16 protein-coding genes are annotated in these 18,176 nt (G+C 65.9%); 9 read left to right on the top strand and 7 right to left on the bottom strand.

The features are described 5' to 3' along the window. The first annotated feature begins 8 nt into the window (after positions 1-8). Positions 9-2,048, top strand: a complete 2,040-nt coding sequence (locus tag FJ428_RS09890; protein ID WP_140879359.1) for a hydantoinase/oxoprolinase family protein — start codon at positions 9-11, stop codon at positions 2,046-2,048. 325 nt (positions 2,049-2,373) lie between these two features. Next, positions 2,374-4,545, top strand: a complete 2,172-nt coding sequence (locus FJ428_RS09880; RefSeq protein ID WP_140879358.1) for a malate synthase G — start codon at positions 2,374-2,376, stop codon at positions 4,543-4,545. 54 nt (positions 4,546-4,599) lie between these two features. Here the strand turns inward: FJ428_RS09880 and FJ428_RS09875 are convergent, their stop codons facing one another. The 4 genes from FJ428_RS09875 to FJ428_RS09860 all read right to left on the bottom strand — a co-directional run bounded on the left by FJ428_RS09875 (position 4,600) and on the right by FJ428_RS09860 (position 8,722). Beyond that, on the bottom strand, positions 4,600-6,132 hold the full coding sequence (locus tag FJ428_RS09875; protein WP_140879357.1) for a YifB family Mg chelatase-like AAA ATPase: 1,533 nt from the start codon (positions 6,130-6,132) through the stop codon (positions 4,600-4,602). Positions 6,133-6,317: 185 nt separating this feature from the next. Continuing rightward, the gene (gshB, locus tag FJ428_RS09870; RefSeq protein WP_140514181.1) at positions 6,318-7,259 is read right to left on the bottom strand and encodes a glutathione synthase; all 942 of its coding nucleotides are present in this window, start codon (positions 7,257-7,259) and stop codon (positions 6,318-6,320) included. A gap of 73 nt (positions 7,260-7,332) precedes the next feature. Continuing rightward, positions 7,333-7,707: a GtrA family protein gene (locus FJ428_RS09865; protein ID WP_140514183.1), complete on the bottom strand. Its 375-nt coding sequence runs from the start codon at positions 7,705-7,707 to the stop codon at positions 7,333-7,335. A gap of 4 nt (positions 7,708-7,711) precedes the next feature. Beyond that, complete coding sequence (locus FJ428_RS09860; protein ID WP_140879356.1) at positions 7,712-8,722, bottom strand: glycosyltransferase; 1,011 nt, start codon at positions 8,720-8,722, stop codon at positions 7,712-7,714. A 163-nt stretch (positions 8,723-8,885) separates the two neighbouring features. Between FJ428_RS09860 and FJ428_RS09855 the strand changes: the two genes are divergently transcribed. The 7 genes from FJ428_RS09855 (at position 8,886) to FJ428_RS09825 (ending at position 16,833) form a co-directional block, all read left to right on the top strand. Then, positions 8,886-10,682 (top strand): GtrA family protein, encoded by a 1,797-nt coding sequence (locus FJ428_RS09855; RefSeq protein WP_140628520.1) that lies wholly within the window; start codon positions 8,886-8,888, stop codon positions 10,680-10,682. 153 nt (positions 10,683-10,835) lie between these two features. After that, entirely contained in the window at positions 10,836-12,185 is a 1,350-nt protein-coding gene (locus FJ428_RS09850; protein ID WP_140491655.1) for an EAL domain-containing protein, read from the top strand. A gap of 157 nt (positions 12,186-12,342) precedes the next feature. Next, the gene (locus FJ428_RS09845; RefSeq protein WP_140491653.1) at positions 12,343-13,110 is read left to right on the top strand and encodes an SDR family oxidoreductase; all 768 of its coding nucleotides are present in this window, start codon (positions 12,343-12,345) and stop codon (positions 13,108-13,110) included. Beyond that, positions 13,107-14,078: a 2-dehydro-3-deoxygalactonokinase gene (locus FJ428_RS09840; protein ID WP_140491651.1), complete on the top strand. Its 972-nt coding sequence runs from the start codon at positions 13,107-13,109 to the stop codon at positions 14,076-14,078. Before FJ428_RS09845 ends, FJ428_RS09840 begins: the two co-directional genes overlap by 4 nt. Then, the gene (locus FJ428_RS09835; RefSeq protein WP_140491649.1) at positions 14,078-14,722 is read left to right on the top strand and encodes a 2-dehydro-3-deoxy-6-phosphogalactonate aldolase; all 645 of its coding nucleotides are present in this window, start codon (positions 14,078-14,080) and stop codon (positions 14,720-14,722) included. The genes FJ428_RS09840 and FJ428_RS09835 overlap by 1 nt, the downstream gene beginning before the upstream one ends. Continuing rightward, positions 14,719-15,600, top strand: coding sequence for an SMP-30/gluconolactonase/LRE family protein (locus tag FJ428_RS09830; protein WP_140879355.1), 882 nt, complete (start codon positions 14,719-14,721; stop codon positions 15,598-15,600). Before FJ428_RS09835 ends, FJ428_RS09830 begins: the two co-directional genes overlap by 4 nt. A 180-nt stretch (positions 15,601-15,780) precedes the next feature. After that, complete coding sequence (locus FJ428_RS09825; RefSeq protein WP_140879354.1) at positions 15,781-16,833, top strand: D-alanine:D-lactate ligase-like protein; 1,053 nt, start codon at positions 15,781-15,783, stop codon at positions 16,831-16,833. Positions 16,834-16,859: 26 nt separating this feature from the next. On the opposite strand, the gene FJ428_RS09820 is transcribed toward FJ428_RS09825, so the two are convergent. Genes FJ428_RS09820 through FJ428_RS09810 form a run of 3 tightly spaced genes read right to left on the bottom strand, consistent with a single transcriptional unit; the run spans position 16,860 to position 18,087 of the window. Then, positions 16,860-17,276 (bottom strand): GFA family protein, encoded by a 417-nt coding sequence (locus FJ428_RS09820; RefSeq protein WP_140514192.1) that lies wholly within the window; start codon positions 17,274-17,276, stop codon positions 16,860-16,862. A gap of 29 nt (positions 17,277-17,305) precedes the next feature. Continuing rightward, positions 17,306-17,770, bottom strand: coding sequence for an SRPBCC family protein (locus FJ428_RS09815; protein WP_140514194.1), 465 nt, complete (start codon positions 17,768-17,770; stop codon positions 17,306-17,308). Next, positions 17,767-18,087 carry a helix-turn-helix domain-containing protein gene (locus FJ428_RS09810; protein ID WP_140491640.1) on the bottom strand — a complete coding sequence of 107 codons (321 nt, stop codon included), beginning with the start codon at positions 18,085-18,087 and terminating at the stop codon, positions 17,767-17,769. Before FJ428_RS09810 ends, FJ428_RS09815 begins: the two co-directional genes overlap by 4 nt. Positions 18,088-18,176 lie beyond the last annotated feature (89 nt).

The raw sequence follows: 18,176 nt of genomic DNA, 5'->3' as shown, positions 1-18,176 counted from the left end.
CATCAGACATGACCAAGACCAAACCAAAACCTCTTTTCCTCGGCATCGACACCGGCGGCACCTACACCGATGCCGTGCTGTGGTCCGAAACCGAAGGCCCGCAGAGCGGGCCGAACAAGGGAAAGGTGCTGGCCAAGGCCAAGGCTCTGACCACCAGGCACGATCTCGCCGTTGGCATTTCCGGCGCCGTCGACGCGGTTCTGGAAAAAGCGGTCACCGATCCGGCCGCCATCAAGCTTGTCTCCATGTCGACGACGCTTGCCACCAACGCGCTGGTCGAGGGCCAGGGTGGCCGCGTCGCGCTGGTGATGATCGGCTTTTCCGAGGCGGACCTTGCCCGCGATGGGCTGAAGGCGGCATTGGGCACCGATCCGGTCGTGTTCTGCCCCGGCGGCCACGATGTGCACGGCAATACCGCCAAGCTCGATCTGTCCGGCCTCGAGGCGGCGCTGCCCGGACTCGGCGGCTCGGTCTCGGGCTTTGCCGTCTGCGCCTATTTCGCCACCCGCAACCCGGCGCACGAGATCGCCGCCCGCGAGCTGATCCGGGAGAAAACCGGCCTGCCGGTCACCGCGAGCCATGAATTGTCGGCCAAGCTCGGCGGCCCGCGCCGGGCGCTGACGACGCTGCTCAACGCCCGGCTGATCTCGATGATCGACCGGCTGGTGGCGGCGACCGAAGGCTTTCTCGAGGCGCGCGGCATCGCCGCGCCCCTGATGGTGGTGCGCGGCGACGGTGCGCTGGTGTCGGCGGCGTTCGCCCGCCAGCGGCCGATCGAGACCATTCTCTCCGGCCCGGCCGCCAGCCTGGTCGGCGCGCACCACATGACCGGATTGGAAAACGCGGTGGTTTCCGACATCGGCGGCACCACCACCGACGTTGCCGTGCTCGACAAGGGACGGCCGCGGCTCGATCCGGAAGGCGCCACCGTCGGCGGCTTCCGCACCATGGTCGAGGCCGTCGCCATGCGCACCTTCGGCCTCGGCGGCGATTCCGAAGTAGCGTTGGAAGACGGCGCTCTCAACCCCAGGCTCCTGCTTGGACCGCGCCGGCTGGTGCCGCTGGCGCTGGCCGGCATGGTGCATCGCGAGGCCGTTCTGGCGGAACTCGAGCGCCAGCTGCGCGCGCCGAACACCGGCCGCATGGACGGCCGCTTCGCGGTGCGCACCGGCGTGCCCGACCGTCTTGCCGCCGGGCTGACGGCTCCGGAAGCAAGGCTCTATGAAGCGATCGGCGCAATGCCCTTGCCCCTCGACAGGCTTTTGACCTCGAATGCCCAGAACGCTACCCTGAACCGCCTGGTGTCGCGCGGGCTGGTGCACATTTCAGGTTTCACCCCGTCGGATGCGGCGCATGTGCTTGGCAAGCAGGCGAACTGGGATGCCGCGGCCGCCCGCCTCGGCGCAGAGCTGTTTGCCCGCAAGCGCGACGGCCGCGGCCAGGCGATCGCGGCCTCTCCCGAGGCGATTTCGGAGCGCGTGCTGGCGGCGCTGACGCGCTGGTCGGCCGAATATATCCTCCAAACCGCCTTCGCCGAGGACGGGCTCGACGGCGCGGCCACCGTTGCGCATGCGCTGGTGCAGCGCGCCGTCGACGCGCATCCCGGCATTGCGCGCCTGAGCGTCGCGCTCGACCGGCCGGTGATCGGCCTCGGTGCCTCCGCGCCGCTGCACTATGCCGGACTCCCGCCATTGGTCGGCAATGACTGCGTGGTGCCTGATGACACCGACGTCGCCAACGCGCTCGGCGCCGTTGTCGGCCAGGTCCGGGTATCGGCGGAGGCGCGCGTCAGCCAGCCCAAGGAAGGTCTGTTCCGTCTTGCCTCGGGCGAAACCGTGCGCGATTTCCTCGACGAGGCGGCGGCGATCGCGGCCGCCGAGGCCGATGTGCGCAGCATCGCTGCGCAGCGCGCCAGGGATGCCGGCACTGACAGCGCCGAGATCGATGTCGCGACCGAATTCCGCGTCTCCACCGTCGAAGCCCAGCGTATGTTCATCGAGGCACATGTGGTGGCGGTGGCTTCGGGCAGGCCACGGATCGCGGTGTGATGGAGGGTGTAATCTCCCCCCTTGTGGGGGAGATGGCCGGCAGGCCAGAGGGGGGCGCTGTCCCGCCAGCGTCTCGGAGCAGCGCCCGCTCATACTCGACGTCGACCGACTGCACGAAATACCGAAACTTGCCGAGGTCGGCATTCCTTCGCGCCCCCCTCTGCCCTGCCGGGCATCTCCCCCACTTGGGGGGAGATTGGCAGCGTCGCCGCCGGCACCAAGCCTAAAAACCGCGCCTACCTGCCTTGCCTCACCCTAAGCTGAATTGACCCTGCACTCCCAACATGCCAAAGGCCCGCGAAAGCCTTTCATCTGGAGCAGCCTGATGACCGATCGCGTCGAAATCGCCGGATTGCGGATCGCCCGCGAACTTCATGACTTCGTTGTCAACGAGGCCGCTCCGGGCACCGGCATCGATCCGGATAAATTCTGGAATGGCTTTTCGGCCATCGTCCACGACCTCGCGCCGAAGAACCGGGCACTGCTGGCAAAGCGCGACGCTATCCAGGAAAAGCTCGATGACTGGTATCGCGCCAATGGCGCGCCGGTCGACATGGAAGCCTACAAAACCTTCCTGAAGGAGATCGGCTATCTCGTCCCCGAAGGCCCGTCCTTCTCGGTGACGACCGAAAAGGTCGATCCCGAGATCGCCGTCGTCGCCGGGCCGCAGCTTGTGGTGCCGGTGATGAATGCGCGCTATGCGCTCAACGCCGCCAATGCCCGCTGGGGCTCGCTCTATGATGCGCTTTACGGCACCGACGCGATTCCCGAGACGGACGGCGCCGGGAAGGGCAAGGGCTTCAACCCCGCGCGTGGTGCGAAAGTCGTCGCCTGGGCGAAGGACTTCCTCGACCAGTCGGTGCCGCTCACATCGGGCAAATGGGCCGGCGTCAACGGCCTTTCGCTGGCCAATGGCGCGCTGCGGCTCAGCGCCGGCGCCGGCTCGACCACCCTTGCCGACGTCAGGCAGTTCGTCGCCTATCGCGGCGATGCCGCCAACCCGCAAGCCGTGCTGCTGGTCAGCAACGGCCTGCATATCGAGATATTGATCGACCGCGACAACCAGATCGGCCGCACCGATCCGGCCGGCATCGCCGACATCATCCTGGAATCGGCGCTGACCACCATCCAGGACTGCGAGGATTCGGTCGCGGCGGTGGATGCGCAGGACAAGGTCGTCGTCTACCGCAACTGGCTCGGCCTGATGAAAGGCGACCTGGCCGAAGAGATCACCAAGGGCGGCCGGACCTTTGTCCGCAAGCTCAACCCCGATCGGTCCTATACCTCGCCCAATGGCGGCACGGTGACGCTGCCCGGCCGCTCGCTGATGCTGGTCAGGAATGTCGGCCACCTCATGACCAATCCGGCGATAACGGACCGAGACGGCAACGAGGTGCCGGAAGGCATCATGGACACCGCGCTGACCGCGCTGATCGCGCTGCACGATATCGGGCCGAACGGCCGCCGCGCCAATTCCCGCGCGGGCTCGATGTATGTCGTGAAGCCCAAGATGCATGGACCCGAGGAAGTCGCCTTCGCCGTCGAGATATTCGATCGCGTCGAGGCCTTGCTCGGCATGGCCAAAAATACCATCAAGATGGGCATCATGGACGAGGAGCGGCGCACCACCGTCAATCTCAAGGAGGCGATCCGCGCCGCCAGGGAGCGCGTCGTGTTCATCAACACCGGCTTCCTCGACCGCACCGGCGACGAGATCCACACCTCGATGGAAGCCGGCCCGATGATCCGCAAGGGCGACATGAAGCAGGCCGCCTGGATTTCCGCCTACGAGGCCTGGAATGTCGACACCGGGCTGGAATGCGGGCTTGCCGGCCATGCCCAGATCGGCAAGGGCATGTGGGCGATGCCCGATTTGATGGCGGCGATGCTCACCGAGAAGATCGCCCACCCCAGGGCCGGCGCCAACACCGCCTGGGTGCCTTCGCCGACTGCGGCGACGCTGCACGCCACCCACTATCACAAGGTCGATGTCCACGCCGTCCAGGCGGCGCTGAAGAGCCGGCCGAAGGCCAAGCTCGACGACATCCTGTCGGTGCCGGTCGCGGTGCGGCCCAACTGGTCGCCGGCCGACATCCAGGCGGAGCTCGACAACAATGCGCAAGGCATTCTGGGCTATGTCGTGCGCTGGATCGACCAGGGCGTCGGCTGCTCGAAAGTGCCCGACATCAACGATGTCGGCCTGATGGAGGACCGCGCCACGCTGCGCATCTCCTCGCAGCACATCGCCAACTGGCTGCACCATGGCGTCTGCACGGCCGACCAGGTGATGGAAACGATGAGGCGCATGGCTGATATCGTCGACCAGCAGAACCAAGGCGACCCGCTCTACCGGCCGATGGCCGCCGATTTCGACGGCTCCGTCGCGTTCCAGGCCGCCTGCGATCTCGTCTTCAAGGGCCGCATCCAGCCCAACGGCTACACCGAGCCGGTGCTGCACGCGCGGAGATTGGAACTGAAGGCAAAGGGAGCGGCCTGAACCGGAGATTTGGAGCCGCCGGCGTTCCGTTCCCCTCTTCTCGAGAAGCGCCTACTACGCCGCCTGCGCCACCCGCTCCGAACTCATCCGGTAGGAAATCGCTTCGGCGAGATGAATGCGGCCGACGGTCTCGCTGGCGTCGAGATCGGCCAGTGTTCTCGCCACCTTCAGCACGCGGTGATAGGCCCGCGCCGAGAAGCCGAGCTTTTCACTGGCGTCCTTGAGCAGCGACAGGCCCGATGCGTCGGGCATGGCGATCTCCTCGATGACCGCGGGCGCGCAATGCGCGTTTGTGGTGGCGCTGGTGACGCCGAGCCGTTCGAAGCGCTCGCGCTGGAGGGTGCGGGCACGCGCCACGCGCAGCGCCACGTCGGCGCTCTTCCCCGCCCGGTCGGGCCGGATCAGGTCGCTGGCCGAGACCGCCGGCACCTCGATCCTGAGATCGATGCGGTCGAGCAGCGGGCCCGAGATGCGCGCCTGGTAGTCGGTGCGGCAGCGATCGCCGCGCAGGCAGCGATAGCCCGGTTCGCCGGCCATGCCGCATCGGCACGGGTTCATCGCCGCCACAAGCTGGATGCGCGCCGGATAGGTGACGCGGTGATTGGCCCGCGCGATCATGCAGTCGCCGGTCTCCAATGGCTGGCGCAACGCGTCGAGCGTCTGCGGCGTGAATTCGGGAAATTCGTCGAGGAACAGCACGCCGTGGTGCGCAAGCGACACTTCGCCCGGCCGCGCCCGGATGCCGCCGCCGACCATCGCCGCCATCGAGGCCGAATGGTGCGGCGCGCGGAACGGCCGCCGGTCGGTCAGCTTGCCTTCGCCGAGCTCGCCGGCGACGGAGGCGATCATCGACACTTCGAGCAATTCCTTCGGCGCCAGCGGCGGTAGGATCGACGGCAGCCGCTGCGCCAGCATCGATTTTCCCGATCCGGGCGGGCCGACCATCAGCAGGTTGTGCCCACCGGCCGCCGCCACCTCCAGCGCTCGTTTGGCGGTTTCCTGGCCCTTGATATCGGCAAGATCGGGCAGGTCGCGCGCCGCGGCATGGATGCCGGCCTCCGGCCGGGACAGCACCTGCGTGCCGCGGAAATGATTGGCGATGGCAATCAGGCTGCGCGGCGCGAGTATGTCAAAGTCCTTGCCGGCCCAGGCGGCTTCCGGGCCGCAGGCGAAGGGGCAGATCAGGCCCTTGCCTTCAGAATTGGCCCCAATCGCGGCCGGCAAGGCGCCGGCGACGGCGGCGATAGTGCCGTCGAGCGATAGTTCGCCAAGCACGACATAGCCGGCCAGCATGTCGCCCGGAATGGCGCCAAGCGCCGCCATCAGGCCGAGCGCGATCGGCAAATCGTAGTGGCTGCCCTCCTTGGGCAGGTCGGCGGGCGCTAGGTTGACAGTGACCTTCTTGGACGGCATCGACAGGCCGGAAGCATGCAGTGCCGCCTGCACCCGTTCGCGGCTTTCGGCCACCGCTTTGTCGGCCAGGCCAACGATGTGCATGTTGACCTTGCCGGGCGCGATCATCACCTGCACGTCGACCGGCACGGCCTCGATGCCCTGGAAAGCAACCGTGCGAACCCGCGCCACCATGTCTTGCCCCCGGATCTGGGCTTGCCCCAAGCCTTTTGCAATCAGGCCGCGAAGGGCCTGGGCCGGAGACAATCACAGTTCCTCGGCCAAATCAAGAACATTACAGGAACACGCAATCGCTTAAGTTGCGGCGCGATTGTCTCCGGTTGCAAAAACGGAACATGGTTAATACAAAGTGAAAACGGCTATTTCCGCTTGGCCTCCACCGCGTCCCAGAACAGGCTGGCGATGTCGGCGCCGCCGAAGCGTTTGACTTCGCGCACGCCGGTCGGCGAGGTCACGTTGATCTCGGTCATGTAGTCGCCGATGACGTCGATGCCGACGAGGATGAAGCCGCGTTCCCTCAGTGCCGGCCCGATGCGGGCGCAGATCTCGCGCTCGCGCTCGGTCAGCTCGGTCTTCTCGGCGCGGCCGCCGACATGCATGTTGGAGCGGGAATCGTGCTCGGCCGGCACCCGGTTGATGGCCCCGACCGGTTCGCCGTCGATCAGGATGATGCGCTTGTCGCCCTTGCGCACGTCCTTCAGGTAGCGCTGCACGATGTAGGGCTCACGGAACAACTGGCCGAACATTTCGAGCAGCGAGGCGAGGTTGCGGTCGGCCTCCAGCAGGTGGAAGATGCCCGCGCCGCCATTGCCGTAGAGCGGCTTGACGATGATGTCGCCGAATTCCTTGCGGAAGGCGGCGACCTCCTGGGGATCCTTGGTGATCAGCGTTTCCGGCATCAGGTCGGAAAACTCGGTGACGAAGATCTTTTCCGGGCTGTTGCGCACCCAGGCCGGGTCGTTGACCACCAGCGTCCTGGGGTGGATGCGCTCCAGTATGTGCGTGGTGGTGATGTAGTTCATGTCGAAGGGCGGATCCTGTCTCAGCAGGATCACGTCCATCTCCGACAGGTCGGTTCGCACCTTCTCCCCCAGCGAATAGTGGCTGCCCTTCTCGTCGCGTACCTGCATCTCCTCGATGCGGGCGAACACCTTGCCGTCGCGCAGCGACAGCCGGTCGGGCGTGTAGTGGTAGAGCTGATGGCCGCGCCGCTGCGCCTCCAGCGACAGCGCGAACGAAGTGTCTCCGGCGATCGACACGGTGGAGATGTGGTCCATCTGGACGGCGATTTTCAGCTTCATGGCAGGTCCCCAGCACGGTCGATGAGAGAGCGATATAAGGGTCCCGGCGCCTTCTGCCAATCGGGCCACGCCTCTAGCGGTCGAAGACCAGCCTGGAATAGCCGAGAAAGGACAGCGCCATGGCGGCCAGCGAAGCGAAAGCAAGGGCGGCCAATGGCGGGGTTGTCGGCAGGACGACAAGGATGGCGCAGTAGACCAGATAGTTGGCGATGCTGGTGGCTATGCCGATGCTGCCATAGCGGGCACCTTCCCGCACCAAGCCGCGGCTCGACGGCGAGAAGGTCAGATGCCGGTTTATCTGCCAGGTGACGCAGAGTGCAAAGCCGATGGACAGCATGCGGGCGCTGAAAGGGCCGAGCGGCGTGACGGCAAGCAGCAGCCAGAGGGCGGCCGCGTCGGCGACGAAGCCGATGCCGCCGGCAAAGAGGAAGCGGATAAGACGGCTCACCGCTTCATGCGGCGCGAGGCGTCTTGCCTGGGCCGGCCTTCGCGGCAGTCGGCTCGCTGGCGCGCTCGCGCCGCTCTATGCGGCCCGAAGGCATCGACAGGTAGAAGATGCGCTTCTGTTCGGCGCGGCCGCGCGACACCGAATCGAGGATCACCCCAGTCACACCAGCCAGCATCGAGAGCAAGAGCAGGCCGACCGACAGCACCCATGTCGGCATGCGCGGCACCAGCCCGGTCTCGGCGAATTCGACCAGCACCGGCGCCATCAGGAACAGGCTCGACGCCAGGAAGACCAGGGCGAAGGCGCCGAAGAAACGCAGCGGTTGCGTTTCCTTCATCAGCATGGCGAACATCCAAAGGATCCTGGCGCCGTCGCGAAACGTCGAAAGCTTCGACGACGAGCCGTCCGGCCGCTTGCCGTAATCGAGCGCGATCTCGCTGACGGGCAATTTGAGCTGCGAGGCATGCACCGACATTTCGGTCTCGATCTCGAAGCCGCCGGAGACGGCCGGGAAGCTCTTGACGAAGCGCCGGGTGAAGACGCGGTAGCCCGAGAAGATGTCGGTGAAATCGCTGCCGAACAGCCCTTTATAGAGGCTGTTGAAGACGCGGTTGCCGAAGGCATGGCCAGTCCTGCCGGCATCGTCGGTGACGCCGCGCCGGGTGCCCACCGCCATGTCGGAGCGCTCGGTCAGAAGCGTGTTGATCAATTGCGGCGCGTCTTCCGGCGCATAGGTGCCGTCGCCGTCGGCCATCAGGTAAATGTCGGCGTCGATGTCGGCGAACATGCGCCGCACCACATTGCCCTTGCCCTGGCGCGGTTCGCGCACCACGATGGCGCCGGCCGCGCGGGCCCTGAGCGCGGTCAGGTCGCGCGAATTGTTGTCGTAGACATAGATCGTCGCCAAAGGCAGCGTCTCGCGGAAGCGCCGCACCACCTCGGCGATCGTCAATTCCTCGTTGTAGCAAGGCAGCAGCACGGCGATGGAGGGTTCGTAGCGAAGCTCTTGCGGCATTTTCCTCTCCGGGTGCCTCGCCGCCACGCGCGGTTCGCGCCGAAAGTCAGGCGCATTCAGGCGGTTTTACTATTTATTGAAGCCGTTAAGGCTAGGTTTAAGGCCGACTTTACGAGTGTCGATTGGCCGAAAAAGCCCGGCATTCCTGCCAGAGGCGATGGGGATGAGCACAGCCAGCAACGGCGCTTCCACCTGGAAGGCCGACATAGCGTTTGCGTTGCTTGCCGCCTTGCTGCTGCTGGCGCTCGATCTCTATGCCGGATTCCCGCAACTGGCCAACCCGGCCGGCGACAATGACAGCCTGCTGCAACTGGTGGAGGTTCGCGACCTCCTGGCCGGCCAGGGCTGGTTCGACCTGCACCAGTACAGGATGGGGCTGGAGGGTGGCTTCGTCATGCACTGGTCGCGGCTGCTCGACGCGCCGCTGGCGCTCGGCATGCTTGCCCTGTCGGCCCTGACGGGCAGTGCCGCTTTGGGCGAGCAGGTCGTGCAGGTGCTTTGGCCTCTCCTGCAATTCTGGCTCGCGCTGTTCTCCATCATGCGCGCCGCGCGCGCTTTCGCCGGCGAGCACGCGGTCCTGCCCGCTGCGGTGGTCGGCGGAGCGGCCTTGTATTATCTCGGAATCTTCTCGCCCGGCGCACTCGATCACCACAATGTCCAGCTGATGCTGACCTTGGCCGGTCTGGCTTTGCTGCTCGAAGCACCTCGCCACCGGCCCGCCGCCCTGTTTGCCGGCGCGTGCGCCACGCTGGCATTGGCGATCGGCATGGAAAGCGCCCCCTATGCTGGAACCCTGGGCGCCATCGTCGCCCTGCTGTTCCTCGTCAGCGGTGGCGGCGAAAGGCTGATCGCCAGGGATTTTGGCTTGGGCGTCACCGCCGTCTCGGCCCTTGTTTTCATCACCACCATACCGGCGTCGGCATGGGGACAGACCCAGTGCGACACCTTCTCGACCGTGCAGTTCGTGGTTGCCGCGCTTGCCGGCGCCGGCCTTGCGGTCATTGCCTCATGGGGCGCCGCCAATGCGACGTACGGCCGTCGCCTGGTCTCGCTCGGCCTGCTGGCGTTCGTGCTTGTCCTTGTCGTGATGTTTCTGTTCCCGCAATGCCTGGCTGCCCCGTATGCCGGCCTCGACCCGCGCCTCCAGCAGATGTGGCTCGGTCATATCGACGAAGCGCAGTCGATATTCCAGCTCGTCGCGGCTGACCCGGCCAGAGCGGTGGCGCGCTTCGCGACGCCGCTGGTGGCGATCGTCCTGATGGCGCTGCGTCTCGGCAAGGGCGGCTGGCGGCGGCAGGACAGTCTCGTCGGCGCGCTGCTGGTGGTGGCTTTCCTGGTCAGCGCCTGGGAGGTCCGCGGCTCGACCTTCTCCATCGCCTTCGCGGTGATCCCGCTTTGCGCCTGGATCGCCAAATGGCGGCAGCGCGCCGAAAACAGTCCGTCCGGTGGCTCCGTGCTCCGTATGGCCGCAGCCTGGCTGATCTCGGTCAATGCGGTTTGGTCCAGCGCTGCCGAGGCGGCATCGAGCGCCTTCCAGACCGGTGCGGCCGTCACCGACGCCGGCATCGATGCACCTTGCAACAGCAAGGCCTCGTTCGCCGCGCTCGCCCGCATGCCTCACACCACGGTGCTGGCCATCTCCAATCTCGGCTCGCCGATCCTGGCCTTTACCGGTCATCGCGCGCTCGCTGGGCCCTACCACCGCAACGTCGCCGGAAACCTGCTCGTATTCGATGCCTTGCTGGGCTCGGCCACTGACGCGAAAGCCGTCGTGGCAAACCATCGCGTCGGGATTGTCGCGCTCTGCCGCGGCAATCCCGAAACCAGGCTTCTCGCAACCAAGGCGCCTGACGGCTTTCTGGCCGGGTTGATGCATGGCAGCGTGCCGGATTGGCTGGAACCGGTGGCGGAGACCCAGGGCGCGCCGCTGGAGCTCTATCGCGTTCGCCCCGCCGGCTGAGAATCCGCGTGAGCGACGACGCCGTTGAGCCCGGACGGCTTTGCGGAGGGCAACGCACTCCAGCGGCGAAAAATCGATTTTTCCGATACGTTTCCTAAAGGGTTTGCTGCCAGTCTCGGAAATAAATTCCGACTTCGAGAAACAGGGACACCGATGCAAACTTCGTTTGGCACCGGTCAGGCAAACAGGGAGAGCACGGATCTGGCATTCACCGATCCGTTGACCGGGCTTGGCAACCATCGCCGCTTCTTCGACAAGGTCGATCGCCTGATCAGCGACCGTGCCGACGATCCCGCGCCCTTCACCGTCGGCATTCTCGACCTTGATGGCTTCAAGCCGATCAACGATCTGTTCGGCCACAAGGCCGGCGACGACATCCTGATCCAGGTGGCGATGCGGCTGCGCGCCTCGATGGACGGTCATTCCACCGTCTGCCGCATCGGCGCCGACGAATTCGCCTTCCTCTACCCGCTGGTGTTCAGCGAGGAGGCGGCGGCCGAAAAGTCGCGCATGCTGATCGAAATCCTGTCGGCCCCGTATGATGTCGGCGAACGCACGGCGAGGCTGTCGGCCTCCGTCGGCTGTTCGCTGTTCTATTCCGGCGACGAGACCACCGAGATCCTCATCAACAAGGCCGAAACGGCGCTTTACCATGCCAAGCGATCCGGCCGCGGCCGGGTCGTCGTCTATACCCGCGAAATGGAAGAGGCGGCCAAGCGCGTCACCCGCATCGAGCAGGCGCTGCGCCGCGCGGTCTCGGCCGGCGAGGTGGAGCCGCATTTCCAGCCGATCGTCGACCTCACCACGCGCCGCACCATCGGCTTCGAGACGCTGGCGCGCTGGACCGACCGCGATCTCGGCTCGGTGCCGCCGACCGTCTTCATTCCGATCGCCGAGGAGCGCGGCATCATCGGCCCGCTGTCGCAGCTAGTGCTGCGCAAGGCGACCGAGGCGGCGAGAAGCTGGCCGAAGGACCTGTTCCTGTCGTTCAACCTGTCGCCCTCGCAGCTCGTCGACCAGAACACCGGCCTGCACATATTGGCGATCCTCGACCGTACGGGCTTCGATCCGCGCCGGCTGGAGATCGAGATTACCGAGACCGGCCTGATGAACGATCCGGCCTCGGCCGCGCAGATCGTCGAGGACCTGCGCCGCGTCGGCATCCGCGTCTCGCTCGACGATTTCGGCACCGGCCAGTCCTCGCTCGGGCGGCTGCGCGAATTCCATTTCGACAAGTTGAAGATCGACCGCGCCTTCGTCTCCTCCATTCTCGATGACCGCCCGTCGGAGCACATCATCCGCGCCATTCTCGCAATGTGCGAAGGGCTCGGCATGGATGTCGTCGCCGAAGGCATCGAGGAAGAGGCGCAGGCCGACCGCCTCGTCCAGTTCGGCTGCGCCGGTGGGCAGGGCTATCTGTTCGGCAAGCCGGCCGATGCCGACGCCACGCTCGGCTATCTCCGCGATTCCTTCCGCGGCGCCTTGCGCGCCAAGGCAATCTGACCGGGCGATTGACCGGTCCTCGATCGAGGACCGGCCGTGCCTGTGCGTGGTCTCCAGGCTTTTTGTCAGACATAAGCCTCAAAATCCGTCTTTTCGCCCTTGCCCGCCGGATCGGTCTGGCTAGGATGCGCGCCGGTCAACCCGGGAGACGAAAACCATGATGCCATCGGCACGTTTTGCCGACCTCGAAGGCGCTTCGGTGCTGATCACCGGCGGCGGCTCCGGCATTGGCGCGGCATTGACCGAGGGTTTCATGCGCCAGGGCGCCAAGGTCGCCTTCATCGACATCGCCGACAAGCCCAGCACCGCGCTTGCCGACCGCATCGAGAAAGAGCTCGGCCGCCGGCCGCTCTACCTCAAGTCCGATCTGCGCGACATCGAAGCGCTCCGGGCGTCTGCCGCGAAGGCGGCCGAAGCGCATGGCGACGTCACCGTGCTGGTCAACAATGCCGCCTGGGACGAACGCCACGCCGTCGAAGACGTGACGGTGGAGTTTTGGGACAACAACCAGGCGATCAACCTCAGACCGCATTTCTTCACCGCGCAGGCGGTGGCGCCGGGCATGAAGCGGGCCGGCGGCGGCTCGATCATCAATTTCACCTCGACCTCCTACCTGATCAACCACCCCGACATGCCGGCCTACACCGCCGCCAAGGCGGGCATACTCGGCCTCACCAAGGGTTTGGCCGGCAAGCTCGGGCCCGACCGTATCCGCGTCAACGCCGTCGCGCCCGGCTGGGTCATCACGGAACGGCAGCAGGAACGCTGGGTGACGGAGCAGGCGCTTGCCTCTCATGTCGCCAAGCAGTGCATCAAGGACGTCATGCGGCCGGACGATTTGGTCGGCACCGTGCTGTTCCTGGCCTCGGACGCCTCGCGCATGCTGACCGCGCAAATGCTGATCGTCGACGGAGGTTTCCTGTGAGCCCCGGGTTTGCCGGCCCCCGATTTGTCGGCAATGTGCCGGCGGTCGCGGCGCTCGATTGGGGCACGACCCGGCTTCGTGCCTGGCTGATCGACGGCGGCGGCAAGGTGCTTGCCGAGCGTCGCGGCGACGACGGACTGATCACCGCGCGCGAGAAGGGCTTTTCCCGGGTTCTCGAGGGTCATCTCGCCGCCATGGGCGCGCCGGAAACGCTGCCCGTCATCATCTGCGGCATGGCAGGCTCGCGCCAGGGCTGGCTCGAAGCGCCCTATGTCACCGTGCCGGCGCCGATCGGCGCCATCCTGGCCGGCGCGGCCCGCATCCCGGGGGAGAGCCGCGACATTCGTATCGTGCCCGGCCTTGCCCAACGCCTGGCCGATGCGCCAGACGTCATGCGCGGCGAGGAGACACAGCTTGCCGGCGCCGGTTTGCCGGCAAAGGGGCGTGAAATCGTCTGCATGCCGGGCACCCATTCGAAATGGGTTCTGGTTGAGGACGGCGCCGTTGCCGGCTTCGGCACATGGCCGACCGGCGAGCTGTTCTCGGTGCTGGCCGCGCATTCGATCCTGCGCCATTCGCTCGGCGAGCATCCCAAGCCGGTCGACCCGCAGAACCCTTTCTTCCGCCGCTGGTGTGGTGCGGCGTTGACCGAAGGTGGCGACGTCACCGCAAAACTGTTCTCGATCCGCGCCGCCGGTCTGCTCCAGGACATGAAGGCCGACGATGCCGCGGCCTGCCTGTCGGGCCTGCTGATCGGCGGCGAGATCGCCTCGGCGAGGCGCCGCCAGGCCGCGGGCGCCACATCGGTGGTGCTGATTGCCTCCGGCGCGCTTGCGGCGCTTTATCGGCAGGCGCTCGGCCTTGCCGGGCTTGGCGTGCGGACCGTCGACGCGGATGAGGCGGTGCGTGCCGGCCTGGTCGAGGCGGCGCGCGAAAACGGCATGATCGCCAGAACCGGAGTTGCCTGATGAACCAGACCGCTGCGTTCCCGAAGCTCAAGCGCGGGCTGGTCGCCATCCTGCGCGGCCTCAAGCCTGCCGAGGCGGTGGCGATCGGCCAGGCGGTCTTCGATGCCGGCATCGAGGCGATCGAGGTGCCGCTCAATTCACCCGATCCGTTCGCGTCCATCGCCGCCATCCTCAAGGCGCTGCCGCCGGCCGCGCTGGTCGGCGCCGGCACGGTGCTGACGCCGGCCGATGTCGATGGCTTGCACGAAGCCGGCGGCCGGCTGCTGGTCAGTCCCAATATCGATGCCGAGGTGATGGAACGCGCCATGCAATACGGCATGGTCACCATGCCCGGCGTGTTCACGCCCACGGAGGCCTTCCTGGCGATCCGGCTCGGCGCCTCGGCGCTGAAATTCTTCCCGGCAAGCGTGCTCGGCGCATCCGGTATTTCCGCCATCCGCGCGGTGCTGCCGGCTTCGACATTGGTCGGCGCGGTCGGCGGCGTCTCAGAGAAGGACTTTGCCGGCTACAAGGCGGCCGGCGTCACGGTTTTCGGGCTTGGTTCCAGCCTGTTCAAGCCGGGCATGAGCGTCGAAGACGTGGCCGCGCGGGCCCAGGCGGCGGTGACGGCCTGGGACGCGGTGTTCGGCGGAGACGCAGGATGAGCGAAGCGATCGTTTCGGTTTTTTCCGACCATGTCTGCCAGCTCGGCGAGGGGCCGAGCTACGACCCCGCCACAGACACGCTCTACTGGTTCGACATAGTCAAGGGCCATCTCCTGGAAAAGCGCCTGTCCGGCGGCGCGGCCCAGGTGCACGAGCTTGGCCGGATGGCCAGCGCTATCGCCATCATCGACGACAAGCGCCAGCTGATCGCCACCGAAACCGGGCTTTTTGTCCGCGACGTCGCCACCGGCAGGATGACGCTGCACACACTTGTCGAGGCCGACAATCCGGTCACCCGTTCCAACGATTCCCGCGTCCATCCCTGCGGCGCCCTTTGGACCGGCACGATGGGCAAGGGCGAGGAGAAGGGCGCCGGCGCGATCTACTGGTTCTTCAAGGGCGAATTGCGCAAGCTGTTCTCCGACATCACCGTGTCGAACTCGATCTGTTTTTCCGCGGACGGCGCGCTCGCTTATTACACCGACACCTCGACCGGCCTGTTGATGCGCGTCGCTTGCGATCCGGCGACCGGCCTGCCGGCGGGCGAGCCGAAAGTGTTCGTTGATCACCGGTCGGCCAAGGGCTTCGTCGACGGCTCCGTGCTCGACCGCGACGGCATCCTGTGGAATGCCGTCTGGGGCGGCAAGGTGGTTAAGGGCTACGCCCCGGACGGCAAGCTGGTGCGCACGATCGCCATGCCGGTGACGCAGCCTTCCTGCCCGGCCTTTGTCGGCAAGAACGCCAGCCGGCTGGCGGTTACATCGGCCTGGCACGGCAAGGACGACAAGCAGCGTCAGCTTGACCCGCAGGCAGGCATGACCTTCCTCCTCGACATCGAGGTCAATGGCCGGTTCGAGCCTCGCGTGCTGATCGCCTAGGCATCTCTATATTCAGGTGATGCCGGCTCGACCTGACTTGAGTCTCGCTACCCCGATGCACCGCGTCTGACGGGATCATTCGGCCGGCTGTCACGCAGGCGTCCGGCCCGCGTCGGTTTCGCGAAAGCCTGGCGTCTTCGCCATGCGATGGTGTGGAATTGCACCATTGGGAATCATATCATGTCCAGCCCCAGGCTGATCCTCGTCCATGAGCCGGAAAAGGCCTGCCTCGAGCAGCTCCTCGCCGAAGGCCACGCGCCGGAGCGTGCCGCCGAAATCGCTTCTTACCTGGCGCAATCGACCGATCTCGCGCATGAGTTCGACGCGCTCGCTTCTACCTTCAAACGGCGCGATCTCGGCTTCGCGGCGGTGGAGCTGGACGATGCCGCCGATATGCTCGCCAAGGCCGATCCGGCGGCCACGCTGGTCTGGACGCTGACCGACGGCATCGCCTATTTCCGGGGCGGCACGGCGCCCGCGCTTGCCAGGCTGAACGGCCTGAAGACGATCGGCGCCGAGGACTCGCTGTTCGCGCTCTGCCAGGACAAGTTTCGCTCCGGCGCCGTGCTCGGCGCGCTCGGCCTGCCTGTGCCGCGGGCCGGCCTGGCGCGCAACGGACAATGGCTGGTCGAGCCGCCGGTTTCCGCCGCCGGCTGGTTCGTCAAGCCGAACCGGCTCGGCGCCAAGATCGGCATCTGGCCGGATTCGCGCTGCGGCGATCTCGGCCACGCACTGGAGCTTAGCCGGCGTGTTTTCGCCGCCTATCGCGACGACGCCGTCGTCCAGCCCTATGTCGGCGGCCGCAATGCGCGCGCCAGTTTCCTGGGCCTGAGGCCGGACACCGGCGTCGAAGCGCTCGGCGTCGCTTTCGTCGAGTCCGGCGGCGATTTCCAGACCATGGAAGACAGCCTGGCGCTTTACGGCGAGACCGGCGAGGCGGCGAAGGCGGCGGGCAACTACGCCGAGCCGCTTCTGCTTCCGGTCGCCGAAAGCCAGCCGGTCGCCGATGCAAAAGTCCGCGCCATCGCCGAGCGGCTGATGAGCGGGCTCGGCCTGCGCGACGTGTTTTCCATCGATCTCCGGATCGAGCCCGACGATACCGTTCACCTCATAGAATTCGAGGTCTGCCCCGGCCTGCCTTGCTTCGATTTCCGCGCCTATTGCCGGTCTCAATGGGGCTTGGAGCTTGCCGACGCCATGGCCGAAACCGCGGCGAACCGAATGACCCGTTAAAGCGCGGCAAGATTGCCTGCCGTACGCTATCCCAAAGGCATTCGCTCGAATGCCTGCAAGGAAGGATCTATCCTGTCCCAGGCATGGCCGCGGATGGCATATGTGACCACCTGCGGATTGAACTGGCCGGGATCGTCAAGGCTGGTCGCGTGAACCGCTATCAGGTCCGGCCTTGCGACCTGCGTCAGGTAGACCGGCGTTCCACAGGTCGGGCAGAAGGCGTGGATCTTTTCGTTGCCGCTGTCGCCCGCCACCCGCCAGGTGCTCGCTTCGCCCGTGATCGTCACATCGGCTCGCCGGGGGAAAGTCAGATAGGAGCTGTGGCCCGTGCCGCTTCGCTTCTGGCACTCGTGGCATTGGCAGTGGTTTTGAAAGATGGGTTCGCTGCTCGTTTCATAGCGGATCGCACCGCATGCGCATCCGCCGCTATAGCGTTTGGTCATTGTCGTTTTCCCGCAGTCGGATTTGCTGGTCAGGCCGATTTCGGCTTGGCGAAAATATCGATGCCGCTGCCGGTTTCCAGGAAGGATTTCATGCTGGACAGCACCGCCGGCCATCCCTGGCTGACGCCCTTCGCCATGCCGCTGCCGGCTTCGAGTTCGTTATGGCTGACGGTCAGCCGCACCATCGTGTCGTATTCCTCGATGGCGAACGTCACCCGGCTGTATTTCGACGGATCGTCGGCCTGCGAAGCGTTTGCCCAGGTCATCACGAGACGGGTCGGCGGCGAGATCTCGACGACCTTGCCGACCAGTTCGACGGTGCGCTCGTCATTGGCGCGGATATGTTCCCATTTCGATCCCGCCTTCCAGTCCGAGACGTTCTCATGGCCCCAGTAACGCCGTGCGATGTCGGGCCTGGTTATGGCCTCGAACACTTTTTGCGGCGTCGAGCGGATGTAGGTCACGTAGACAAAGCTGGTCGTCTCTGCGGTCATTTGTCTTCTCCTTCGAGTTCCTGTTTCAGGTCGTGCAGCAGGCTGAGCCGCTGGCGTTCGAATTTGCGCACCCAGCGCTCGTAGACCTCGTGCAGCGGCACGGGATTGATGAAATGCAGCTTCTCGCGGCCGCGTTTGACCGTGCTCACCAGATTGGCCGCCTCCAGCAGGTCGATGTGCTGGGTGGCGGATTGCCTGGCCATATCGAGATGTTCGCAAAGCTGGCCCAGCGTCTGCCCGTTCTTCTCGCACAGAAGATCAAGCAGCCTTCTGCGTGTCGGGTCGCCCAGCGCCTTGAAAACCTTGTCCGCGTCCATCGGGTTCACTCTGATATAAAGCTATAATATGCAGGTAAACACCTGCATGTCAACTGGTGATCAGCGGCATCGCAACTACCCGTGCTAAG

It is taken from the genome of Mesorhizobium sp. B2-8-1 (assembly GCF_006440955.1).
Taxonomy (GTDB): Bacteria; Pseudomonadota; Alphaproteobacteria; order Rhizobiales; family Rhizobiaceae; genus Mesorhizobium.
Note: the sequence above shows the minus strand (reverse complement) of the source record. Positions and strands in the feature narration are given on the sequence as shown.

Excerpts from the sequence above, each read along its gene's own strand:
- FJ428_RS09890 (WP_140879359.1), top strand. The coding sequence starts at position 9 with ATGACCAAGACCAAACCAAAACCTCTTTTCCTCGGCATCGACACCGGC.
- FJ428_RS09880 (WP_140879358.1), top strand. The coding sequence starts at position 2,374 with ATGACCGATCGCGTCGAAATCGCCGGATTGCGGATCGCCCGCGAACTT.
- FJ428_RS09875 (WP_140879357.1), bottom strand. The coding sequence starts at position 6,132 with ATGGTGGCGCGGGTTCGCACGGTTGCTTTCCAGGGCATCGAGGCCGTG.
- gshB (WP_140514181.1), bottom strand. The coding sequence starts at position 7,259 with ATGAAGCTGAAAATCGCCGTCCAGATGGACCACATCTCCACCGTGTCG.
- FJ428_RS09860 (WP_140879356.1), bottom strand. The coding sequence starts at position 8,722 with ATGCCGCAAGAGCTTCGCTACGAACCCTCCATCGCCGTGCTGCTGCCT.
- FJ428_RS09855 (WP_140628520.1), top strand. The coding sequence starts at position 8,886 with ATGAGCACAGCCAGCAACGGCGCTTCCACCTGGAAGGCCGACATAGCG.
- FJ428_RS09850 (WP_140491655.1), top strand. The coding sequence starts at position 10,836 with ATGCAAACTTCGTTTGGCACCGGTCAGGCAAACAGGGAGAGCACGGAT.
- FJ428_RS09845 (WP_140491653.1), top strand. The coding sequence starts at position 12,343 with ATGATGCCATCGGCACGTTTTGCCGACCTCGAAGGCGCTTCGGTGCTG.
- FJ428_RS09835 (WP_140491649.1), top strand. The coding sequence starts at position 14,078 with ATGAACCAGACCGCTGCGTTCCCGAAGCTCAAGCGCGGGCTGGTCGCC.
- FJ428_RS09830 (WP_140879355.1), top strand. The coding sequence starts at position 14,719 with ATGAGCGAAGCGATCGTTTCGGTTTTTTCCGACCATGTCTGCCAGCTC.
- FJ428_RS09825 (WP_140879354.1), top strand. The coding sequence starts at position 15,781 with ATGTCCAGCCCCAGGCTGATCCTCGTCCATGAGCCGGAAAAGGCCTGC.
- FJ428_RS09820 (WP_140514192.1), bottom strand. The coding sequence starts at position 17,276 with ATGACCAAACGCTATAGCGGCGGATGCGCATGCGGTGCGATCCGCTAT.
- FJ428_RS09815 (WP_140514194.1), bottom strand. The coding sequence starts at position 17,770 with ATGACCGCAGAGACGACCAGCTTTGTCTACGTGACCTACATCCGCTCG.
- FJ428_RS09810 (WP_140491640.1), bottom strand. The coding sequence starts at position 18,087 with ATGGACGCGGACAAGGTTTTCAAGGCGCTGGGCGACCCGACACGCAGA.